This is a genomic window from Ruegeria sp. CL5 (genome assembly GCF_056536485.1).
This window is the reverse complement of sequence record NZ_JBQFPS010000001.1, coordinates 210,234-226,782: the sequence shown is the minus strand read 5'-3', so window position 1 is coordinate 226,782 and position 16,549 is coordinate 210,234. Positions and strand designations below refer to the sequence as shown.

Here is a 16,549-nt window from a genome sequence, read left to right as displayed (position 1 = left end):
ATGGCAGTCATTACGCCGAACCGACGCGTGCGCAAAACCCCGTTTACTCCGGGTGTCGAAGCCGAAGGGGTTAAGGGATACACTGTCTATAATCACATGCTTCTGCCTACAGTCTTCGAAAGTGTCGAGGCTGATGCTGCGCATCTGAAAAAGCATGTGCAGGTGTGGGATGTCTCGTGTGAGAGACAGGTTCTGATCAAAGGCCCGGGCGCGCTGCGACTGATGAAAATGCTCAGCCCGCGCGATATGGACAAGATGCAGACGGATCAGTGTTATTATGTGCCGATCGTTGACCAAAATGGCGGTATGCTGAATGACCCGGTGGCGATCAAACTGGCAGATGACCATTACTGGCTTTCCGTCGCTGATGGAGATCTTTGGCAATTTGCTCTGGGCATCGTGCTTGCCCTGGGGCTGGATGTCGAAGTCTCCGAAACAGACGTGTCTCCGCTAGCCGTTCAAGGCCCCAGGGCTGATGATCTGATGGCACGGGTATTTGGAGAAGATGTCAGGGACATAAAATTCTTCCGATACAAGAGGTTGCCCTTCGAAGATACATCGTTTGTCATCGCCCGATCCGGCTGGTCGAAACAAGGTGGGTTCGAGATCTATGTCGAAGGGGCGGATTACGGAATGCCGCTTTGGGATACGTTGTTCGCAAATGGTCGCGACCTGAATGTACGTGCGGGTTGCCCCAACGGGATTGAACGGATCGAGAGTGGCCTATTGAGTTTTGGGTCGGATATGCGACGCGAGAACACTCCTTATGAATGCGGGCTTGAGCGCTTTTGCAATTCTCCGCTTGATTACATCGGTAAGGCCGCTTTGGCGGATCAGGCAGAAAACGGGCCGCCCAGACAAATCCGTCCGCTGACTATCGAGGGCGAGATCGGCCCGTGCACCGAATCCTGGCCTTTGATGGCTGAGGGTCGTCAGGTGGGGCAAGTGGCCTCTGCTGCATATTCGCCCGAGTTCGAGGTGAACGTCGCCATAGGGATGGTGGACCGGTCGCATTGGGCACCCGGCACACGGATCGAGTTGATGACTGAACACGGTATGCGATGGGCCGTCGTACAAGAGAAATTCTGGCGCTGAGCCCTGTATCTGAGGACATGCCCATACGGGCTACTAAAGGAGTAAGTTTATGTTTAATTCACTCGTCGTTGAAAAAGATGAAGAAAGTGGCCTCGCAAGCGCCTCGGTAAAACAGATATCTCTGGATGATTTGCCGGATGGAGAAGTGACTGTTGCTGTCGAATATTCAACGGTTAACTACAAAGACGGGCTGTGTATGTCGCCAAAGGGTGGCGGCTTGGTGCGGAGTTATCCGCATGTCCCGGGTATCGATTATGCGGGCACCGTCGAGCAATCCTCTGATGATCGCTATAAACCCGGTGACAAAGTCGTTTTGACGGGCTGGCGCGTGGGTGAGGCGCATTGGGGCGGGTATTCTCAGAAGGCCAATGCCCGTGCAGATTGGCTGGTTCCTTTGCCGCAGGGTTTGGATACGCGACAGGCGATGGCGGTTGGCACCGCAGGATTTACGGCCATGTTAGCCGTCATGGCGTTGGAAGATCATGGAATGCAGCCGGGCCATGGCCCGGTGCTTGTCACGGGTGCCGCAGGCGGCGTGGGTTCGGTCGCCACTGCCATTCTGGCTCATCTGGGATATGAGGTCGCAGCAGTAACCGGTCGCCCGGATACCGCTGAGTACCTAAAGTCTTTGGGTGCAACCACAATTGTTCCGCGCGACGAATTGAACGAAACCACCAAGCGTCCGCTGGAAAGTGAAACCTGGTCCGGGTGTGTTGACGCAGTGGGTGGCGCCATGCTCGCCCGCGTATTGGGTCAGATGAAATATGGGGCATCAGTTGCTGCCGTTGGACTTGCCGGAGGTGCGGGTTTGCCTGCGACTGTGATCCCATTCCTACTGCGTGGCGTGAATCTGTTGGGTATCGACAGCGTCATGCAGCCCTATGACAACCGTGTTCGGGCTTGGCAGCGTATCGCTACCGATCTGCCCATGGAAAAGCTTGAGGCCATGATTCACCCAGCAACACTGTCTGATCTGCCGCAATTGGGCGCGGATATTCTGCAGGGACAAGTCAAAGGTCGCGTCGTAGTCGATGTGAACACCTGATATTGATTGTACCAAGAAGAATCCGACCGAATTCAGTGTTCGGTCGGCCCCTTGGTCGCGATTGGGGCCGGAATGCCGGAAACAGTTCTGGTCATTGCCACAATTCATCCGCATGATTGCTATACATCCCAATTGTGATGGCTTAAGACCCATCCAAACATCACCTGAAGACGGGGAGTGAGCAGCATGTCTGATGATTTCGTACTCGACACCGATGATCTGAAACGCCGTATGGACGGCGCAATGGCCAACCTCAGAACCGAATTCGCTTCATTGCGGACCGGGCGCGCTTCGGCCTCGATGCTTGAGCCCGTGATGGTTGACGCGTATGGCTCGATGACCCCAATCAATCAGGTCGGCACCGTAAACGTCCCCGAACCACGTATGGTTACCGTAAATGTCTGGGATAAAGGTCTTGTGGGCAAAGTTGAAAAAGCAATTCGCGAAAGCGGGCTTGGTATCAATCCACAGCTGAATGGCACGATCATCATGCTGCCGATTCCCGAGTTGAACGAGGAACGCCGACGTGAATTGGGCAAGGTTGCAGGCCAATACGCTGAAAGCGCGCGTGTTTCGATCCGGAACGTGCGCCGCGACGGCATGGACCAGATCAAGAAAGCCAAAGCCGATGGCATGTCCGAGGATGATCAGAAATTCTGGGAGGTAGAAGTGCAGGAGCTGACCGACACGATGATCAAATCCGTCGATGAGGCACTTGAGACCAAGCAAGCCGAGATTATGCAGGTCTGAGACTCGGTCATGCCAAAGGATCCCGATAACGCTTTGCAAGCCGGTCCGCGCCATGTGGCAATTATCATGGACGGTAATGGTCGATGGGCTCAGGCACGGGGACGGCCTCGGTTGTTTGGCCATCACGCAGGCGCGCGGCGTGTTCGTGAGGTGGTCGAGGCCTGCCCAGGGCTCGGGATCAAATATCTGACGATCTTTGCGTTTTCGACCGAAAACTGGAAGCGTACGCAGGTGGAGGTTGCAGGCCTCATGAGCCTGTTCCGACGCTATATTGTCAAAGAAACCAATACGCTAAAGAACAACGGTATCCGGGTGCGATTTATCGGTGACCGCGTACGTTTGGATGCCAAACTTACCGAGCTGATGGATACGCTTGAACGTGAAACGCAGGATAATGATCTGGTCCATCTGACAGTCGCCTTGAACTATGGCGGTCGAGATGAGGTTGCTCGCGCAACCAAACGTTTGGCACGTGACGTGGCCGAAGGTGTTTTGCGTCCCGAAGATGTGGACGAAGAAACTCTGCCCAAATATCTGGACACGCGGGTTCTGCCGGACCCTGATCTGGTTATCCGTACCAGTGGTGAAGCCCGAATTTCGAATTTCTTGCTCTGGCAATCTGCCTACTCAGAGTATGAATTCATAGATACATTGTGGCCCGACTTTACTGCTGCCGAGTTGGAACGTTTATGCCTGAACTATGGATCGCGTGAACGGCGATTTGGGGCGGTTCCGGCATGAGTGATGGCCGATGGTCTGATCTGACCGCTCGGGTTTTGTCAGCGTCCGTGTTGGTCCTCATAGCGGCCATCATGGTGTGGCTGGGTGGACTTTGGTTCGAGGCATTTATTGCCACTGCGTGCGGGCTCATGACGTGGGAGCTGGTGCGGATAGTCGACCCTCAACAACGAGGTGTCGCGATACAGCTCGCGATATTGACCGGTGTCGCCGTTGTTCTGAGTTACCATTTGCCGCCGCTGTATAAAATTCCATTTTTGTTGGCACCTGCTTTGGTTGGCGCGGGTCAAATCAAGTGCGCGCGTGGTACCTACGCGCTTTTTGCGATCTGGATAGCAACTTCGGGGCTGGGGTTTATCTCGATACGCGAAAGCTTGGGGTTTGGATGGATGGTGTGGCTGATCCTTGTTGTCATAGCGACGGATGTTGCCGGGTATTTTGTGGGCAAAACGCTTGGTGGACCTAAGTTTTGGCCAAAGGTCAGCCCCAAGAAAACATGGTCCGGAACGATAGGGGGATGGGTCGCCGCAGGAATAGTTGGTACATTATTTGCGTTCTACGCGGGTTTTGGTTTGGCTTTCGTAGTTGTATCGGTTCTCGCCTCTATGGCGAGCCAGATCGGCGATATCGTCGAAAGCTCAACAAAACGCAGGTTTGGAGTTAAGGACAGTTCGAACTTGTTACCTGGTCATGGTGGCTTTCTGGATCGGTTCGACGGGATGATGGGGGCCTCGGTCTTTGTCCTGTTGGCGGGGTTGCTTTATGCACCCGGAGGCATGTGATGCGAAAGGTATCGATATTCGGCGCGACGGGATCGATCGGGCAGAACACGCTTGATCTGATTTCGAGGAATCCGAATGCCTATGATGTCGTCGCGCTGACCGGTGGCGGCAATATTTCGAAATTGGCGAAAGATGCGGTCCGTCTGGGCGCAGATGTTGCTGTCACCGCGTTTGATGACAGGTTGGATGACCTGCGTTCAGCCTTAGCCGGAAGCGGTGTTCAAGCGGCTGCGGGGCAGGCGGCTTTGATCGAGGCAGGTGCGCGCCCTGCAGATTGGGTTATGTCAGCGATTGTCGGCGCTGCGGGACTTGCTCCGGGGATCGAAGCCCTTAAGCAAGGCGCGACGCTTGCGCTGGCGAACAAGGAAACGCTGGTATGTGCAGGACCTTTAGTTCTGGAGACTGCGCAGAACTACGGCGCAAGGCTACTTCCTGTCGATAGTGAGCATTCGGCAGTCTTTCAGGCCCTTGTTGGCGAAGACATGACAAGTGTCGAGCGGATTATTATCACGGCAAGCGGTGGCGCATTTCGGGATTGGCCGCTGAGTGATCTGGCGAACGCAACTGTCGAACAAGCGTCAAGCCATCCGAATTGGAACATGGGGCAGCGAATTACAATCGACAGTGCTTCTATGTTCAATAAAGCACTGGAAGTCATAGAAACAAAAGAATACTTCGGCATTCAGCCCTCTGAAATCGAAGTTCTGGTGCACCCCGAATCTATTGTTCACGCGATGGTTGGGTATCGGGATGGTGCCGTGATGGCACACATGGGTGCGCCCGACATGCGCCATGCCATCGGATACGCATTGCACTGGCCCGAGCGGCTTGATCTACCTGTCGCAAGGCTTGATCTGGCTCAATTGGGGCAATTGAGCTTCAGCGCTCCAGATGACGCCCGGTATCCTGCGTTGCGTCTCGCACGCGAAGTGATGCAACGCGGCGGATTGTCGGGTGCGATCTTCAATGCCGCAAAAGAGCGCGCGCTGGACCACTTTATCGCCCGTAGAATTCGGTTTCTGGATATGGCTGACGCAGTTTCGTCGGTTTTGGAGCGATTTGAGGCGACAGATGGCCTTATTGATGCTCAGTTGACTCTTGATAATGTACAGCAAACGGACCATCTCGCACGTCAGTGGGTCGATGAAACCGTATTGGAACGAGCAGGATAATACCTTTGGACATACTCTCTTTGATCCCGCAATTCGGCAATCTTCTCTATACGATAGTTGCCTTTGTTATTGCGCTTTCAGTGATTGTCGCTGTGCATGAATACGGTCATTACATTGTCGGGCGCTGGTCGGGCATTCATGCCGAAGTGTTTTCGATCGGCTTCGGTCCGGTTCTGTGGAGCCGGGTAGATAAGCGCGGCACACGGTGGCAGGTCGCGTTGCTTCCATTTGGCGGATACGTCAAGTTTTTGGGGGATGCCAACGCTGCGTCTGGCAAAGATACGGATGCGATAAACGAAATAGTCGAGCAGAGCCCTGAAGAATTGCGTCGAACGATGCATGGGGCGCCGCTGTGGGCACGTACCGCCACTGTGGCGGCTGGGCCTATATTCAACTTCGCGATGTCGATCCTGGTTTTTGGATTTGTGTACTGGTCGCAAGGCGTATCACGAGAACCTTTGACAGTCGGTTCCTTGCAGCCGCTCCCTGGAGTCGAGCAGGGGTTGCTTGAGGGGGACGAAATTGTTGCGATTGCAGGCGTGCCGACACCGGATTTTGATAATGCAGGCAGTTGGTCGGAATTCGTTGATGCTCTGCCCGTACTGCCTGAACTGGACTATACTGTAATCCGGGACGGTGAGACCATCGATGTTTCTGCCCCGTGGCTGTTTCCAGCGTTGATCCAGCAGGTTACACCACGCAGCGCTGCAATGGACATACAATTGCAGCAGGGCGACGTAATTACAGCCGTCGATGGCGACCCGATTTTCAATTTCGAACAATTGAAAGAACGTGTCGAAAGCTCGGACGGGCGCGTGTTGCTTCTGGACGTTTGGCGCAATGGAACCGAGCTTGAATTTGCGCTGGCCCCCAGACGTACTGACGAGCCGAAAGCAGATGGTGGTTTTGTGACCCATTGGCGGATCGGGATCGTTCGGGGAATGATGTTCGAACCTCAGACTGTTCCCGCCGGTATCTGGGATTCCGTAAAAACCGGTTTTGCTCAGACCGGACGCATTATCGAAGGGTCATTGTCAGGTATGTGGCACATGATCACGGGGGCGATCAGCACGTGCAATATTTCCGGCCCGATCGGGATTGCGGAAACCTCTGGCGCGATGGCCAGTCAAGGTGCACAGAATTTCATCTTCTTTATCGCGGTACTTTCTACGGCGGTTGGGCTGCTGAACTTGTTCCCGATCCCAGCGCTTGATGGCGGACACTTGTTGTTTTACGCCTACGAAGCCGTCTCGGGCAAACCACCCAGTGACAATGCCCTGCGGATTTTGATGGGAATTGGGATAACGCTGATCCTTTCGTTGATGATCTTCTCTGTCAGCAATGACCTGTTCTGCTGAATAAGGCGTGACAGGCGCCATTTGGACGCAATATTGCCGCAATTGAAGCGTATCTTCATTGGTGTAATTCAATGAGCGGGCTTGAGAGCGATGACCGAAGCGTTGCAGAGATCTTACAAAAGCGTCAGCGTCCTTTTTCAGTTGAACTGGGATGTATTACTTAGCTTTGGCGTAACCGCCTTGGCATTGGCTGTAGGCGGATATCTCGTCGGTTTGTGATTCTTCAGACCAAGGCTATGAAAATGCAACGGCCCACCGGGCCGTTTTTTTGTGTTTGCTCTTTTGACATGGCTTCTCAATCCGGCTACTCAGCAACTACAGGCTGAGATTTCTGGGTAGTGATAAAAATGACTGATTGCAGGGGCACGAGCACATTCTGCGGCGCTCGAGGGCAGAAGACCAATATTTTGTGGCAGGCACTAACGCTCTTTTTTCTATTTGCTACACCGGGTTTGCTGGTATTACCGGATCCTGCTCAGGCGCAATCTTACACGATTAACCGCTTCGAGGTTGAAGGCAATCGACGGATCGAAACCTCGACAATCATCGCACGAACGGGAATCGAACCGGGGCAAACTGTCAGTGCCGGACAGATAAATGATGCTTTTCAGCGTTTGCTTGACAGTGGTGTTTTTGAAACAGTCGAACTGACTCCTCGCGGAAACACACTGGTTATTGTGGTTGAAGAGTACCCGACGATTAATCAGATCAGCATTGAGGGGAACCGTCGCGTTAAGGATGACGTACTGCTCGAGGCGATCTCATCCCAGACCCGCCGTGTCTTCACCCCGCAATTGGCAGAAGCCGACGCAGATTTGATCGCCGAGATCTATTCTGCGCAGGGCCGGGTGTCGGCAACGGTGATTCCACGCATCATCCGCCGAAATGACAATCGTGTGGATTTGGTTTTTGAGGTGGCCGAAGGCACCACCATCGAAGTTGAGCGCGTCAGCTTTGTTGGCAACCGTGCTTACTCGGACCGCCGCCTGCGTCGTGTGCTCGAGACCAAACAGGCAAATATTCTGCGGACTTTCCTGCGGGGCGACACGTTTATTGCTGATCGTATCGAATTCGATAAGCAGGTCATCCGCGATTTCTACCTTTCGCGCGGTTATATCGATTTCCGAGTAAACAGTGCCAATGTGGAATTCACGCGTGAACGGGATGCGTTTTTCCTGGTCATGAATATCACCGAAGGTCAGAGATTCGCCTTTGGTCAGATTTCAACTGTAAGTGAAATTCCTGGCGTCGATCCGGCACCCTATCAGGCAGCACTAAAGGTCAAGCCTGGTGTTATCTACTCGCCGACTTTGATTGAAAACTCGATTGCTCGACTTGAGCGTCTGGGCCTGAAACAGGGCGTCGATTTCTTGAGAGTTGAACCTCGGGTGACGCGCAACCCGCGTGATCTGACGCTGGATGTTCAGTTTGTCCTAACCCGCGGCCCGCGTATTTTTGTCGAACGCATCGACATCGAAGGCAATACCACAACACTTGACCGGGTGATCCGGAGGCAATTCGATACCGTGGAAGGTGACCCCTTCAATCCCCGAGAAATCCGTCAGAGCGCCGAACGTATTCGTGCGCTGGGCTTCTTCTCAGCCGCTGATGTTGAAACCCGCGAAGGTACATCTCCAAGTCAGGTCATCGTTGATGTCGATGTTGAAGAACAACCAACCGGATCGCTTAGCCTGGGTGGTAGCTACTCGGTCTCGGACGGTTTCGGGATCGCCATTGGCCTGAACGAATCCAATTTCCTTGGCCGTGGCCAGAATTTAGGGATCACGCTTTCGACGGCTCAAGATTCTGAGCAGTATACAATTAACTTTACCGAACCTTATCTGCTGGGGCGGAAATTACGCTTTGATCTTGGGGTGGGTCTTGCAAGCACCAACTCAAGCTTTGCGAGTTACGACACCAAAACCGTCTTTTTTAATCCTCAGGTAAGCTATGCCATCGGCGAACTTTCAGCGCTGCGTTTGCGTTACGGCTGGAACCAAAGCGAAATGACCCAGCAGAGCAATGAGACCAATGGGGCGGTCATCGCTTCTGAAATTGCTCAGGGCAAAAGAACCAGCAGTTCGATTGGTGTTTCTTATGTCTACGACAGTCGATTGGGTGGCTTGAATCCCAATGCAGGCGTCTTGTTTGAGCTTGGCGTGGATGCAGCTGGATTGGGCGGCGACAACGAGTATATCAAAACCACAGCCCGCGCGATCGCTCAGAAGCGCGTGCTCAACGAGGAGGTTGTGCTTAGGGCATCTCTGGAACTTGGCGCGCTCAACTGGACCGGGGATGATTTTAGCCGGACCATTGATCGATTTGTGCTTGGCCCGAACACGTTCCGTGGTTTCGAACCTGCCGGTCTTGGGCCGCGCGACCTTTCCAACGGTCAGGACGATGCCATCGGTGGTAACTATTATTGGGTTGCCCGGTTCGAGTCTGATTTCCCCTTGGGCTTACCTGAAGAACTAGGATTGCGAGGTGGTCTGTTCTACGATGTAGGCAACCTGTACAACATCAACAACGTGGATACGTCGGGTGCCGATATCGTCGGAGCCAGCGGATCCATCCGCCATGTGGTAGGCGTCTCGGTTCTGTGGACAACGCCATTTGGTCCTCTGCGCTTCAACTTTTCGCAAGCGCTGAAGAAAGAAGAGTTCGACAAGGAACAGAGCTTTGACCTGACCATTCAGGCACAGTTCTGAACCCAGATGTTGACCAAAGTCATGAACATTCTGCAGGGCCCGCTAAGGGCCCTGTGTGTTTGGGCGGCCCTGATGGCGCCAAGTCCATTGTTGGCGCAACAATTGGGCGTTCCGCAATCTGACGTACTTACCATTTCAAGTGAACGGCTGTTTGCTGATTCTCGTTTCGGTCAGCGCATATTTCGCGAGATAGAAGCTGAGAGCGCTCTGCTGTCGGATGAAAATGAGTTGATCGTGGCACAGCTCAGCAAAGAAGAGAAAGACCTGACGGACAAACGCTCTGAAATGTCCGCCAGTGAATTTCGACCTTTGGCCGAGGCGTTTGATGAGAAAGTCCAGTCGCATCGGGATGGCCAACGCGCCAAACTGGATGCTTTGGCACGGCACGGAGAAGAAGCACGCAATCAGTTCTTTGAGATGGCTCAACCTGTATTGATCGAACTTCTACGCGAATATGGGGCGTCGATTGTCATCGAGCGTTCAAATGTTGTTCTCAGCTCGGATGCGTCGGATATTACCGATACCGCAATTGCCCGGATTGACGCGGCAATTGGCGACGGGTCTGCACTTGAAGACGCTAATGACGAATAGGCTGGCTTGCCCTTAAGTACGCGTATTGCTAACCACGCTTGAAAGAGACATCCAAAACAGGACATCCGCACCATGACCACGGAAACCCAGAGCGCCGACATTCAGCTGATTCAGCGTATATTGCCGCATCGCTATCCGTTTTTGCTGGTCGACAAGGTCGTGGATATTGACGGCTATCAATCTGCAGTTGGCATCAAGAATGTCACTATGAACGAGCCGCATTTTCAGGGTCATTTTCCCGGCACGCCGATCATGCCCGGTGTGACCATTGTCGAAGCGATGGCGCAGACTGCAGGTGTCATGCTGGGTGTTGGCATGGACGTGATCGACAGTGAATTGCTGATCTATTTCATGAACATCGACAAATGCAAATTCCGCCGCAAAGTCGTGCCCGGTGACGTGCTTGAGATGCATGTTGAAACTGTGCGTGGCAAGAAAGGCGGCAAGATCTTCAAGTTCAGTGGTCGCGCGACTGTTGAAGGTGAGGTCGCCGCCGAAGCCGAATTTTCGGCCTATGTCGACTGGGACATGGAAAAGACAACATGAGCGGCATTCATCCCAGCGCCATTATCGACGACGGTGCGCAGATCGGGCAGGGCTGTACGATTGGTCCGTTCTGCCATATCGGGCCGTCCGTCCGTCTAGGCGATCGGGTTGAGCTCAAGTCCCATGTGGTAGTCACCGGCGATACTTCAATTGGTGAAGACACAGTGATCTTCAGCTTTGCCGTTGTCGGCGAAATCCCACAAGACAAAAAGTTTGGTGGCGAAAATACACGGCTTGAAATCGGTGAACGCAATCGCATTCGCGAGCACGTCACCATCAACACCGGCACGGATGGCGGCGGTGGCGTCACGCGGATTGGCGATGACTGCCTACTGATGGCTGGTGTCCACGTTGCGCATGATGTGCAGATCGGTAACCGAGTCATTTTGGTGAACCACGCAGGCGCAGCAGGTCATTGTATAATCGAGGATGACGTCATCGTTGGCGGTATCTCAGGCCTGCATCAGTTCGTGCGCGTTGGTCGCGGGGCCATCATCGGTGCGCTGACTATGGTTCCGAACGATGTGATTCCATATGGTCTGGTTCAGGCACCACGCGGTGAGCTTGATGGATTGAATCTGGTTGGGTTGAAACGGCGCGGTGTCACGCGCGAGGATATCTCAGCGCTGCGCGCGGCATTCAAAGAGTTGTCGGAAGGTGATGGCACCTTCATGGATCGCGCCAATCGTTTGGGCGAGGAGGCAGACAACGAATATGTGCGCCAGATTGTCGAGTTTGTGACGGGGCAAACGGACCGTTCCTTCCTGACGCCGAGGAAATAAGAGATGTTGGCGCTGATCGCGGGAACTGGGGCATTGCCGGACGAGGTGGTTGCATGTTTGCCGAACCGACCTTTGATTTGCGCGCTGGAAGGGTTTGAGCCTGAAAGGTTGAATGTTGACGTGGTCTTTCCGCTTGAGGAATTGGGCAGCTTTATCGCCGATCTGAAAGCGCGCGGCGTGACCGAGATTTGCATGGCTGGGGCTGTGCGCCGGCCCACCGTAAATCCTGCGCGCATTGATGCTGCGACGATGCCATTGGTCCCGATTTTACAAAAGGCCATAATGGCCGGTGATGACGGTGCCCTGCGCACGGTTATCGGGATTTTTGAAGATTCTGATTTGACGGTCCGTGCCGCGCACGAGATCGCACCGGATTTGCTACCGCCGCTCGGCGCGCTGACTGAGGCACAACCCTCGGATACTGATCACGCAGATGCTGACCGTGCGGCAGGTATCCTGCGCAGCATGGGGACTGCAGATGTCGGTCAGGCATGCGTAGTGCTGAAAGGGCAAGCGCTAGCAATTGAGGGCATCTATGGAACTGCTTGGATGTTGCAGTCGCTGACCCAACGCCCTGACGCGGGTGGGGGTATTCTGTACAAAGGCCCCAAACCCGATCAGGACCGGCGCGCGGATATGCCTGCTATCGGACCCGACACCGTATCGGGCGCGGTTGCGGCGGGCTTGTCAGGTATTGTCATCGAAAAGGGTGGTGTCATTGTCCTGCAACGGGACCGAGTGATTGAAGAGTGCAATCGCCTCGGTCTATTTCTCTACGTTCGCGAGCGCACCGTCTGATGCGCGTATTCTTGGTCGCCGGTGAACCGTCGGGCGACCGATTGGGCGCCGCTTTGATGGAGGGACTTAAAACCCTTTCGCCAGAGGTGTGGTTTGATGGCGTCGGCGGTCCACTGATGCAGGCGCAAGGACTGAGCAGCCGCTTTCCCATGTCCGAACTCAGCGTCATGGGATTGGTCGAGGTTCTGCCCAAGTTCTTTCACTTGAAACGCCGGATCGCCGAAACCGCTCATGCGGTTCTGGACACGCAGCCGGATGTGTTGATCACCATCGACAGTCCGGACTTCTCGCTGCGAGTCGCTAAACTGGTGAAGGCGTCCAGCAGTATTCGAACCGTCCACTACGTTGCACCCAGCGTTTGGGCCTGGAGGCCCGGGCGCGCCGACAAAATGGCGAAGGTGATCGACCATGTTCTGGCGCTGCTGCCGTTTGAACCGCCCTATATGGAGCGGGCAGGGATGGAGTGTGATTTTGTCGGTCACCCCGTCGTCAACGAGCCGATTGCGTCTGAACAAGATATCAAGAGATTCCGTGTGGATCATGACGTGGGCGACGCTCCTATTGTGCTCGCATTACCTGGTTCTCGGCGGGGAGAGGTCGAGCGGTTAGCCCCGATATTTGGCGCTGCTCTGCAAGAATTCCTGACAGATCGACCCGATACCCGTGTCGTCGTGCCTACAGTCGCGCATATGGTTGATGTGGTTGCCGAACAAGTTCAGGATTGGCCGGGACATCCGATTGTTATCGATCCACGAAAGTTGCCGTCGGACCATGCACAGGTTCAGAAGAGGGCGGCCTTCGCGTCAGCCGATCTGGCATTGGCGGCATCGGGCACCGTGTCATTGGAACTGGCTGCACAGTCAACGCCGATGGTGATCGCTTATAATCTGAATTGGCTGACCACATTGATCGCGAAGCGCATGGTCAAGCTCGATACGGTGACGCTTGTCAATCTGGTCTCGGACACGCGTGCTGTACCTGAATGTCTGTTGGACGACTGCCAGCCGCTAAAGATCGCGGCAGCACTGGAAGAGGTTGCAGCTACGCCGGACGCCCAACATGAGGCTATGGCGTTGACGATGGAGCGTCTTGGGCGGGATGGAGAGGCGCCGGGTCTGCGCGCGGCAAAAGCCGTTTTGGACAGAATGAACACGTGATGCTGGATCACGTGATTTTTGCCGCCTCTGCCTACATGGCACAGGTTCTGACTAACCTCGACAACCTCGCAGCGCTTGTTGCGCTGATGATGGTTTCCGGTCCGCGACGGACCGTTGCGGGGTTCCTGCTTGCGCAGATATTGATCATCGCCGCCGCCTTGTTGCTGGCCTTGGGTGTCGATGACGTGGTGCCACATTGGGCTGGCTATCTGGGTGTGATCCCGCTTGGCCTCGGCGTGATTGGGGTTATCCGGCAGTTTCGGGGATCAGAGACCGAGGAGGCTCCGCAAGTATCCTCAGGTGCCTCAACCGTTGTAACGATGTTGCTCTTCATAAGCCTGTCGATGGATACGTTCGCTGTGCTCGCACCGCTTTTGGCAGACTCGGCCCCAAGCTACCGTATTGCAGGCTTTACAGGTGCGGTTGCTGCGGCCCTGACGCTAACCATGCTTGGTCTGCTAGGCGCGCGATCTCCGATCATGACCGGCGGGTTTGCGCGGCGACTTGAGAAACTGGTTCCTTACGTAATGATCTGTGCCGGTATCTATATCCTCAGCAATTCCTGGACCGACGCGATTTAATAACCGCGCCAGATCCAGCCGCCGCCAAAGATGCGGCTTCCACCAGTTTCGTAAAACACACAAGCCTGACCCGGAGAGATACCTTCTTCGGGCGTAAACAGCTCAACCTCGGCCGTCGTGTCGGACAGAGGCCGAATGATCGCCTCGCGCGGCGGGCGGGTCGAGCGGACCTTGACCGACACATGCCATTCGTCTTGCGAAGTGAAGGGTTCATCCCCAAGCCAATTGATTTCACGCACCGGAACGGTTCGGGTGGCCAACATCTCTTTGGGGCCAACAACAACCTGTTTCTTGTCCACATCCAGCTTGACCACATACAACGGCTCACTCAGGCCACCGATACCAAGCCCCCGGCGCTGACCGATTGTATAGTGAATCACTCCATCATGCTGAGCTAGAACACGGCCATCGGCATGTACGATTTCACCCGGCTCTGCAGCACCTGGGCGCAACTTTTCGATTACGCTGGCGTAGTTGCCGTTGGGTACAAAGCAGATGTCCTGGCTGTCAGGTTTGTCCGCAACCGCCAACCCATATTGCGCCGCCATCTCGCGCGTGGCGTCCTTGGAGGGCAGGTGCCCCAAAGGAAAGCGCAGGAAATCCAACTGCTCGGGCGTTGTCGAGAAAAGGAAATAAGACTGGTCGCGGTTGGCATCCTCAGCACTATGCAACTCGGCCCCATTGGTTCCCAGCTTGCGCTGGATATAATGACCAGTGGCCATACAGTCGGCCTCTAGGTCCTTGGCGGTTTCCAACAGGTCCTTGAACTTCACCCGCTCATTGCAGCGGATGCAAGGCACCGGAGTCGCTCCTGCCAGATAGCTGTCAGCGAATTCGTCGATTACAGCATCTTTAAAGATGTTCTCATAATCCAGAACATAATGAGGGAAGCCGCGCTCTTCGGCCACGCGGCGTGCGTCGTGGATATCGATTCCCGCACAACAGGCACCTTTCTTGGCAAGCGCCGCACCGTGGTCGTAAAGCTGCAGCGTAACCCCTACAACGTCATAGCCCTGATCAGCCAGATAGGCCGCGACAACAGAGCTGTCCACGCCGCCAGACATAGCCACAACCACCCGCGTTTCCGAGGGCGGTTTGGCAAAGCCAAGCGAGTTTAGCGGGGTCTCGGTATCGAGGGCCATTGACGGTTCCAGTCCGGGTTAAGAAAGACCGGCAGAATATAGGAAAATTCTACACACTCTCAAGGGGCGGTTTCACACCGTTTTAAGTAGATTGGATGCAGCTTTGTCGCAGCAGAAGAAGGTGGAACAGATGTATTTGCACAAAGTGGAAGGTCCAAGATCGGTCACCTTGCCGGATGGAAGCGTGCTAACACGCGCCGATCTACCCCCGGCAGACACGCGGCGATGGGTAGCTTCGCGCAAAGTAATTGTCGTGCGTGGAGTGCTTTACGGGCTGATTTCCCTGTCTGATGCAAAGAAACGCTACGGCATCAGCGATGAGGAATTCAATTCCTGGGTGTCAGCCGTCGCAGAGCACGGAATCGATGCGCTGAAGGTGACTGCATTAAAAAAATATCGACAACCTAAAGGAGAAGATGAATAAACGATTCAACGGTAACGTCAGATTAACCATTTTTATTCAGGCTCAGATCAGTTGAAGAATTTGACCTAATTGGAGCAGTGAAAAATGCGCATACTTCTTGTCGAGGATGATCCAACCACGTCCAAGAGCATTGAATTGATGCTGACGCACGCAAATCTCAACGTATATGCGACGGACCTTGGCGAAGAAGGAATCGATCTGGCCAAGCTGTATGATTATGACCTCATTCTGCTTGACCTGAATTTGCCTGATATGAACGGCCACGAAGTGCTGCGCCAACTGCGGATCGCACGCGTGGAAACACCGATCCTGATCCTGTCGGGCGCGGACGACACCGAAAGCAAAATCAAAGGCTTCGGGTTTGGTGCAGACGATTACCTGACCAAACCCTTCCATCGCGAAGAGCTGGTGGCGCGTATTCATGCGATCATCCGGCGTTCCAAGGGGCATTCCCAGTCCGTGATCCACACAGGGCAGGTGGCCGTCAATCTGGATGCCAAGACCGTCGAGGTCGAAGGAAAGACCGTGCACCTGACGGGCAAAGAATATCAGATGCTTGAGCTTCTAAGCCTGCGCAAAGGTACAACTCTGACCAAAGAGATGTTCCTGAATCATCTCTACGGCGGCATGGATGAGCCAGAATTGAAAATTATCGATGTGTTCATCTGCAAGTTACGTAAGAAGCTCAGCAATGCCACTGGTGGTGAGAATTATATCGAAACAGTCTGGGGTCGCGGTTATGTTCTGCGCGATCCACAATCCAGCAATATGGGTGAAGCCCGCCTTGCCGTTGGCGCCTGAATTGATCTGACTGCTACCGTCGATGGTCCAGGACGGTAATTTCACTCGCGTCTCAGCACAACACTGGACCTGATCATGG

Annotated in this window: 17 protein-coding genes; 16 read left to right on the top strand and 1 reads right to left on the bottom strand. The window is 54.4% G+C overall.

Going from position 1 to position 16,549, the window contains the following annotated elements; all coding sequences use genetic code 11:
- From ACR0IU_RS01135 to ACR0IU_RS01070, 14 genes are all read left to right on the top strand, one after another.
- Entirely contained in the window at positions 1 to 1,095 is a 1,095-nt protein-coding gene (locus ACR0IU_RS01135) for a dimethylsulfoniopropionate demethylase (protein WP_480714959.1), read from the top strand.
- 49 nt (positions 1,096 to 1,144) lie between these two features.
- Positions 1,145 to 2,140, top strand: coding sequence for an acryloyl-CoA reductase (gene acuI, locus ACR0IU_RS01130; protein ID WP_480714958.1), 996 nt, complete (start codon positions 1,145 to 1,147; stop codon positions 2,138 to 2,140).
- A gap of 186 nt (positions 2,141 to 2,326) precedes the next feature.
- Entirely contained in the window at positions 2,327 to 2,890 is a 564-nt protein-coding gene (gene frr / locus ACR0IU_RS01125) for a ribosome recycling factor (RefSeq protein ID WP_170470041.1), read from the top strand.
- A gap of 9 nt (positions 2,891 to 2,899) precedes the next feature.
- Positions 2,900 to 3,631 (top strand): isoprenyl transferase, encoded by a 732-nt coding sequence (locus ACR0IU_RS01120; protein ID WP_170470044.1) that lies wholly within the window; start codon positions 2,900 to 2,902, stop codon positions 3,629 to 3,631.
- Positions 3,628 to 4,410: a phosphatidate cytidylyltransferase gene (locus ACR0IU_RS01115; RefSeq protein WP_480454844.1), complete on the top strand. Its 783-nt coding sequence runs from the start codon at positions 3,628 to 3,630 to the stop codon at positions 4,408 to 4,410. Before ACR0IU_RS01120 ends, ACR0IU_RS01115 begins: the two co-directional genes overlap by 4 nt.
- Positions 4,410 to 5,582, top strand: coding sequence for a 1-deoxy-D-xylulose-5-phosphate reductoisomerase (dxr, locus tag ACR0IU_RS01110; RefSeq protein WP_480714957.1), 1,173 nt, complete (start codon positions 4,410 to 4,412; stop codon positions 5,580 to 5,582). Before ACR0IU_RS01115 ends, dxr begins: the two co-directional genes overlap by 1 nt.
- A gap of 5 nt (positions 5,583 to 5,587) precedes the next feature.
- A complete protein-coding gene (gene rseP, locus ACR0IU_RS01105; RefSeq protein WP_480714956.1) occupies positions 5,588 to 6,940 on the top strand; it encodes an RIP metalloprotease RseP in 1,353 nt (450 codons plus the stop codon).
- A 347-nt stretch (positions 6,941 to 7,287) separates the two neighbouring features.
- On the top strand, positions 7,288 to 9,648 hold the full coding sequence (gene bamA / locus ACR0IU_RS01100) for an outer membrane protein assembly factor BamA (protein ID WP_480714955.1): 2,361 nt from the start codon (positions 7,288 to 7,290) through the stop codon (positions 9,646 to 9,648).
- A 72-nt stretch (positions 9,649 to 9,720) separates the two neighbouring features.
- Positions 9,721 to 10,239 (top strand): OmpH/Skp family outer membrane protein, encoded by a 519-nt coding sequence (locus ACR0IU_RS01095; RefSeq protein WP_480714954.1) that lies wholly within the window; start codon positions 9,721 to 9,723, stop codon positions 10,237 to 10,239.
- A 72-nt stretch (positions 10,240 to 10,311) separates the two neighbouring features.
- Complete coding sequence (fabZ, locus tag ACR0IU_RS01090; RefSeq protein ID WP_010439978.1) at positions 10,312 to 10,785, top strand: 3-hydroxyacyl-ACP dehydratase FabZ; 474 nt, start codon at positions 10,312 to 10,314, stop codon at positions 10,783 to 10,785.
- Positions 10,782 to 11,567 carry an acyl-ACP--UDP-N-acetylglucosamine O-acyltransferase gene (gene lpxA, locus ACR0IU_RS01085; protein ID WP_480714953.1) on the top strand — a complete coding sequence of 262 codons (786 nt, stop codon included), beginning with the start codon at positions 10,782 to 10,784 and terminating at the stop codon, positions 11,565 to 11,567. The genes fabZ and lpxA overlap by 4 nt, the downstream gene beginning before the upstream one ends.
- A 3-nt stretch (positions 11,568 to 11,570) precedes the next feature.
- Complete coding sequence (locus ACR0IU_RS01080; protein ID WP_480714952.1) at positions 11,571 to 12,365, top strand: LpxI family protein; 795 nt, start codon at positions 11,571 to 11,573, stop codon at positions 12,363 to 12,365.
- Positions 12,365 to 13,522 (top strand): lipid-A-disaccharide synthase, encoded by a 1,158-nt coding sequence (gene lpxB, locus ACR0IU_RS01075; protein WP_480714951.1) that lies wholly within the window; start codon positions 12,365 to 12,367, stop codon positions 13,520 to 13,522. The genes ACR0IU_RS01080 and lpxB overlap by 1 nt, the downstream gene beginning before the upstream one ends.
- Positions 13,522 to 14,103 carry a cadmium resistance transporter gene (locus tag ACR0IU_RS01070; RefSeq protein ID WP_480714950.1) on the top strand — a complete coding sequence of 194 codons (582 nt, stop codon included), beginning with the start codon at positions 13,522 to 13,524 and terminating at the stop codon, positions 14,101 to 14,103. The genes lpxB and ACR0IU_RS01070 overlap by 1 nt, the downstream gene beginning before the upstream one ends.
- Here the strand turns inward: ACR0IU_RS01070 and mnmA are convergent.
- On the bottom strand, positions 14,100 to 15,245 hold the full coding sequence (gene mnmA, locus ACR0IU_RS01065; RefSeq protein WP_480714949.1) for a tRNA 2-thiouridine(34) synthase MnmA: 1,146 nt from the start codon (positions 15,243 to 15,245) through the stop codon (positions 14,100 to 14,102). The genes ACR0IU_RS01070 and mnmA overlap by 4 nt on opposite strands.
- Before the next feature lie 130 nt (positions 15,246 to 15,375).
- Here mnmA and sciP point away from each other — a divergent pair, with 130 nt between their 5' ends.
- Both sciP and ctrA read left to right on the top strand, forming a co-directional pair.
- Positions 15,376 to 15,669, top strand: a complete 294-nt coding sequence (sciP, locus tag ACR0IU_RS01060) for a CtrA inhibitor SciP (protein ID WP_170470893.1) — start codon at positions 15,376 to 15,378, stop codon at positions 15,667 to 15,669.
- An 84-nt stretch (positions 15,670 to 15,753) separates the two neighbouring features.
- Positions 15,754 to 16,470 (top strand): response regulator transcription factor CtrA, encoded by a 717-nt coding sequence (ctrA, locus tag ACR0IU_RS01055; RefSeq protein WP_170470075.1) that lies wholly within the window; start codon positions 15,754 to 15,756, stop codon positions 16,468 to 16,470.
- Positions 16,471 to 16,549: the final 79 nt, after the last annotated feature.

Coding starts and splice junctions, on each gene's coding strand:
- ACR0IU_RS01135 (WP_480714959.1), top strand. CDS start 1: ATGGCAGTCATTACGCCGAACCGACGCGTGCGCAAAACCCCGTTTACT.
- sciP (WP_170470893.1), top strand. CDS start 15,376: ATGTATTTGCACAAAGTGGAAGGTCCAAGATCGGTCACCTTGCCGGAT.
- frr (WP_170470041.1), top strand. CDS start 2,327: ATGTCTGATGATTTCGTACTCGACACCGATGATCTGAAACGCCGTATG.
- ACR0IU_RS01095 (WP_480714954.1), top strand. CDS start 9,721: ATGGCGCCAAGTCCATTGTTGGCGCAACAATTGGGCGTTCCGCAATCT.
- fabZ (WP_010439978.1), top strand. CDS start 10,312: ATGACCACGGAAACCCAGAGCGCCGACATTCAGCTGATTCAGCGTATA.
- acuI (WP_480714958.1), top strand. CDS start 1,145: ATGTTTAATTCACTCGTCGTTGAAAAAGATGAAGAAAGTGGCCTCGCA.
- mnmA (WP_480714949.1), bottom strand. CDS start 15,245: ATGGCCCTCGATACCGAGACCCCGCTAAACTCGCTTGGCTTTGCCAAA.
- ACR0IU_RS01070 (WP_480714950.1), top strand. CDS start 13,522: ATGCTGGATCACGTGATTTTTGCCGCCTCTGCCTACATGGCACAGGTT.
- ACR0IU_RS01080 (WP_480714952.1), top strand. CDS start 11,571: ATGTTGGCGCTGATCGCGGGAACTGGGGCATTGCCGGACGAGGTGGTT.
- ACR0IU_RS01120 (WP_170470044.1), top strand. CDS start 2,900: ATGCCAAAGGATCCCGATAACGCTTTGCAAGCCGGTCCGCGCCATGTG.
- lpxB (WP_480714951.1), top strand. CDS start 12,365: ATGCGCGTATTCTTGGTCGCCGGTGAACCGTCGGGCGACCGATTGGGC.
- dxr (WP_480714957.1), top strand. CDS start 4,410: ATGCGAAAGGTATCGATATTCGGCGCGACGGGATCGATCGGGCAGAAC.
- ACR0IU_RS01115 (WP_480454844.1), top strand. CDS start 3,628: ATGAGTGATGGCCGATGGTCTGATCTGACCGCTCGGGTTTTGTCAGCG.
- ctrA (WP_170470075.1), top strand. CDS start 15,754: ATGCGCATACTTCTTGTCGAGGATGATCCAACCACGTCCAAGAGCATT.
- bamA (WP_480714955.1), top strand. CDS start 7,288: ATGACTGATTGCAGGGGCACGAGCACATTCTGCGGCGCTCGAGGGCAG.
- lpxA (WP_480714953.1), top strand. CDS start 10,782: ATGAGCGGCATTCATCCCAGCGCCATTATCGACGACGGTGCGCAGATC.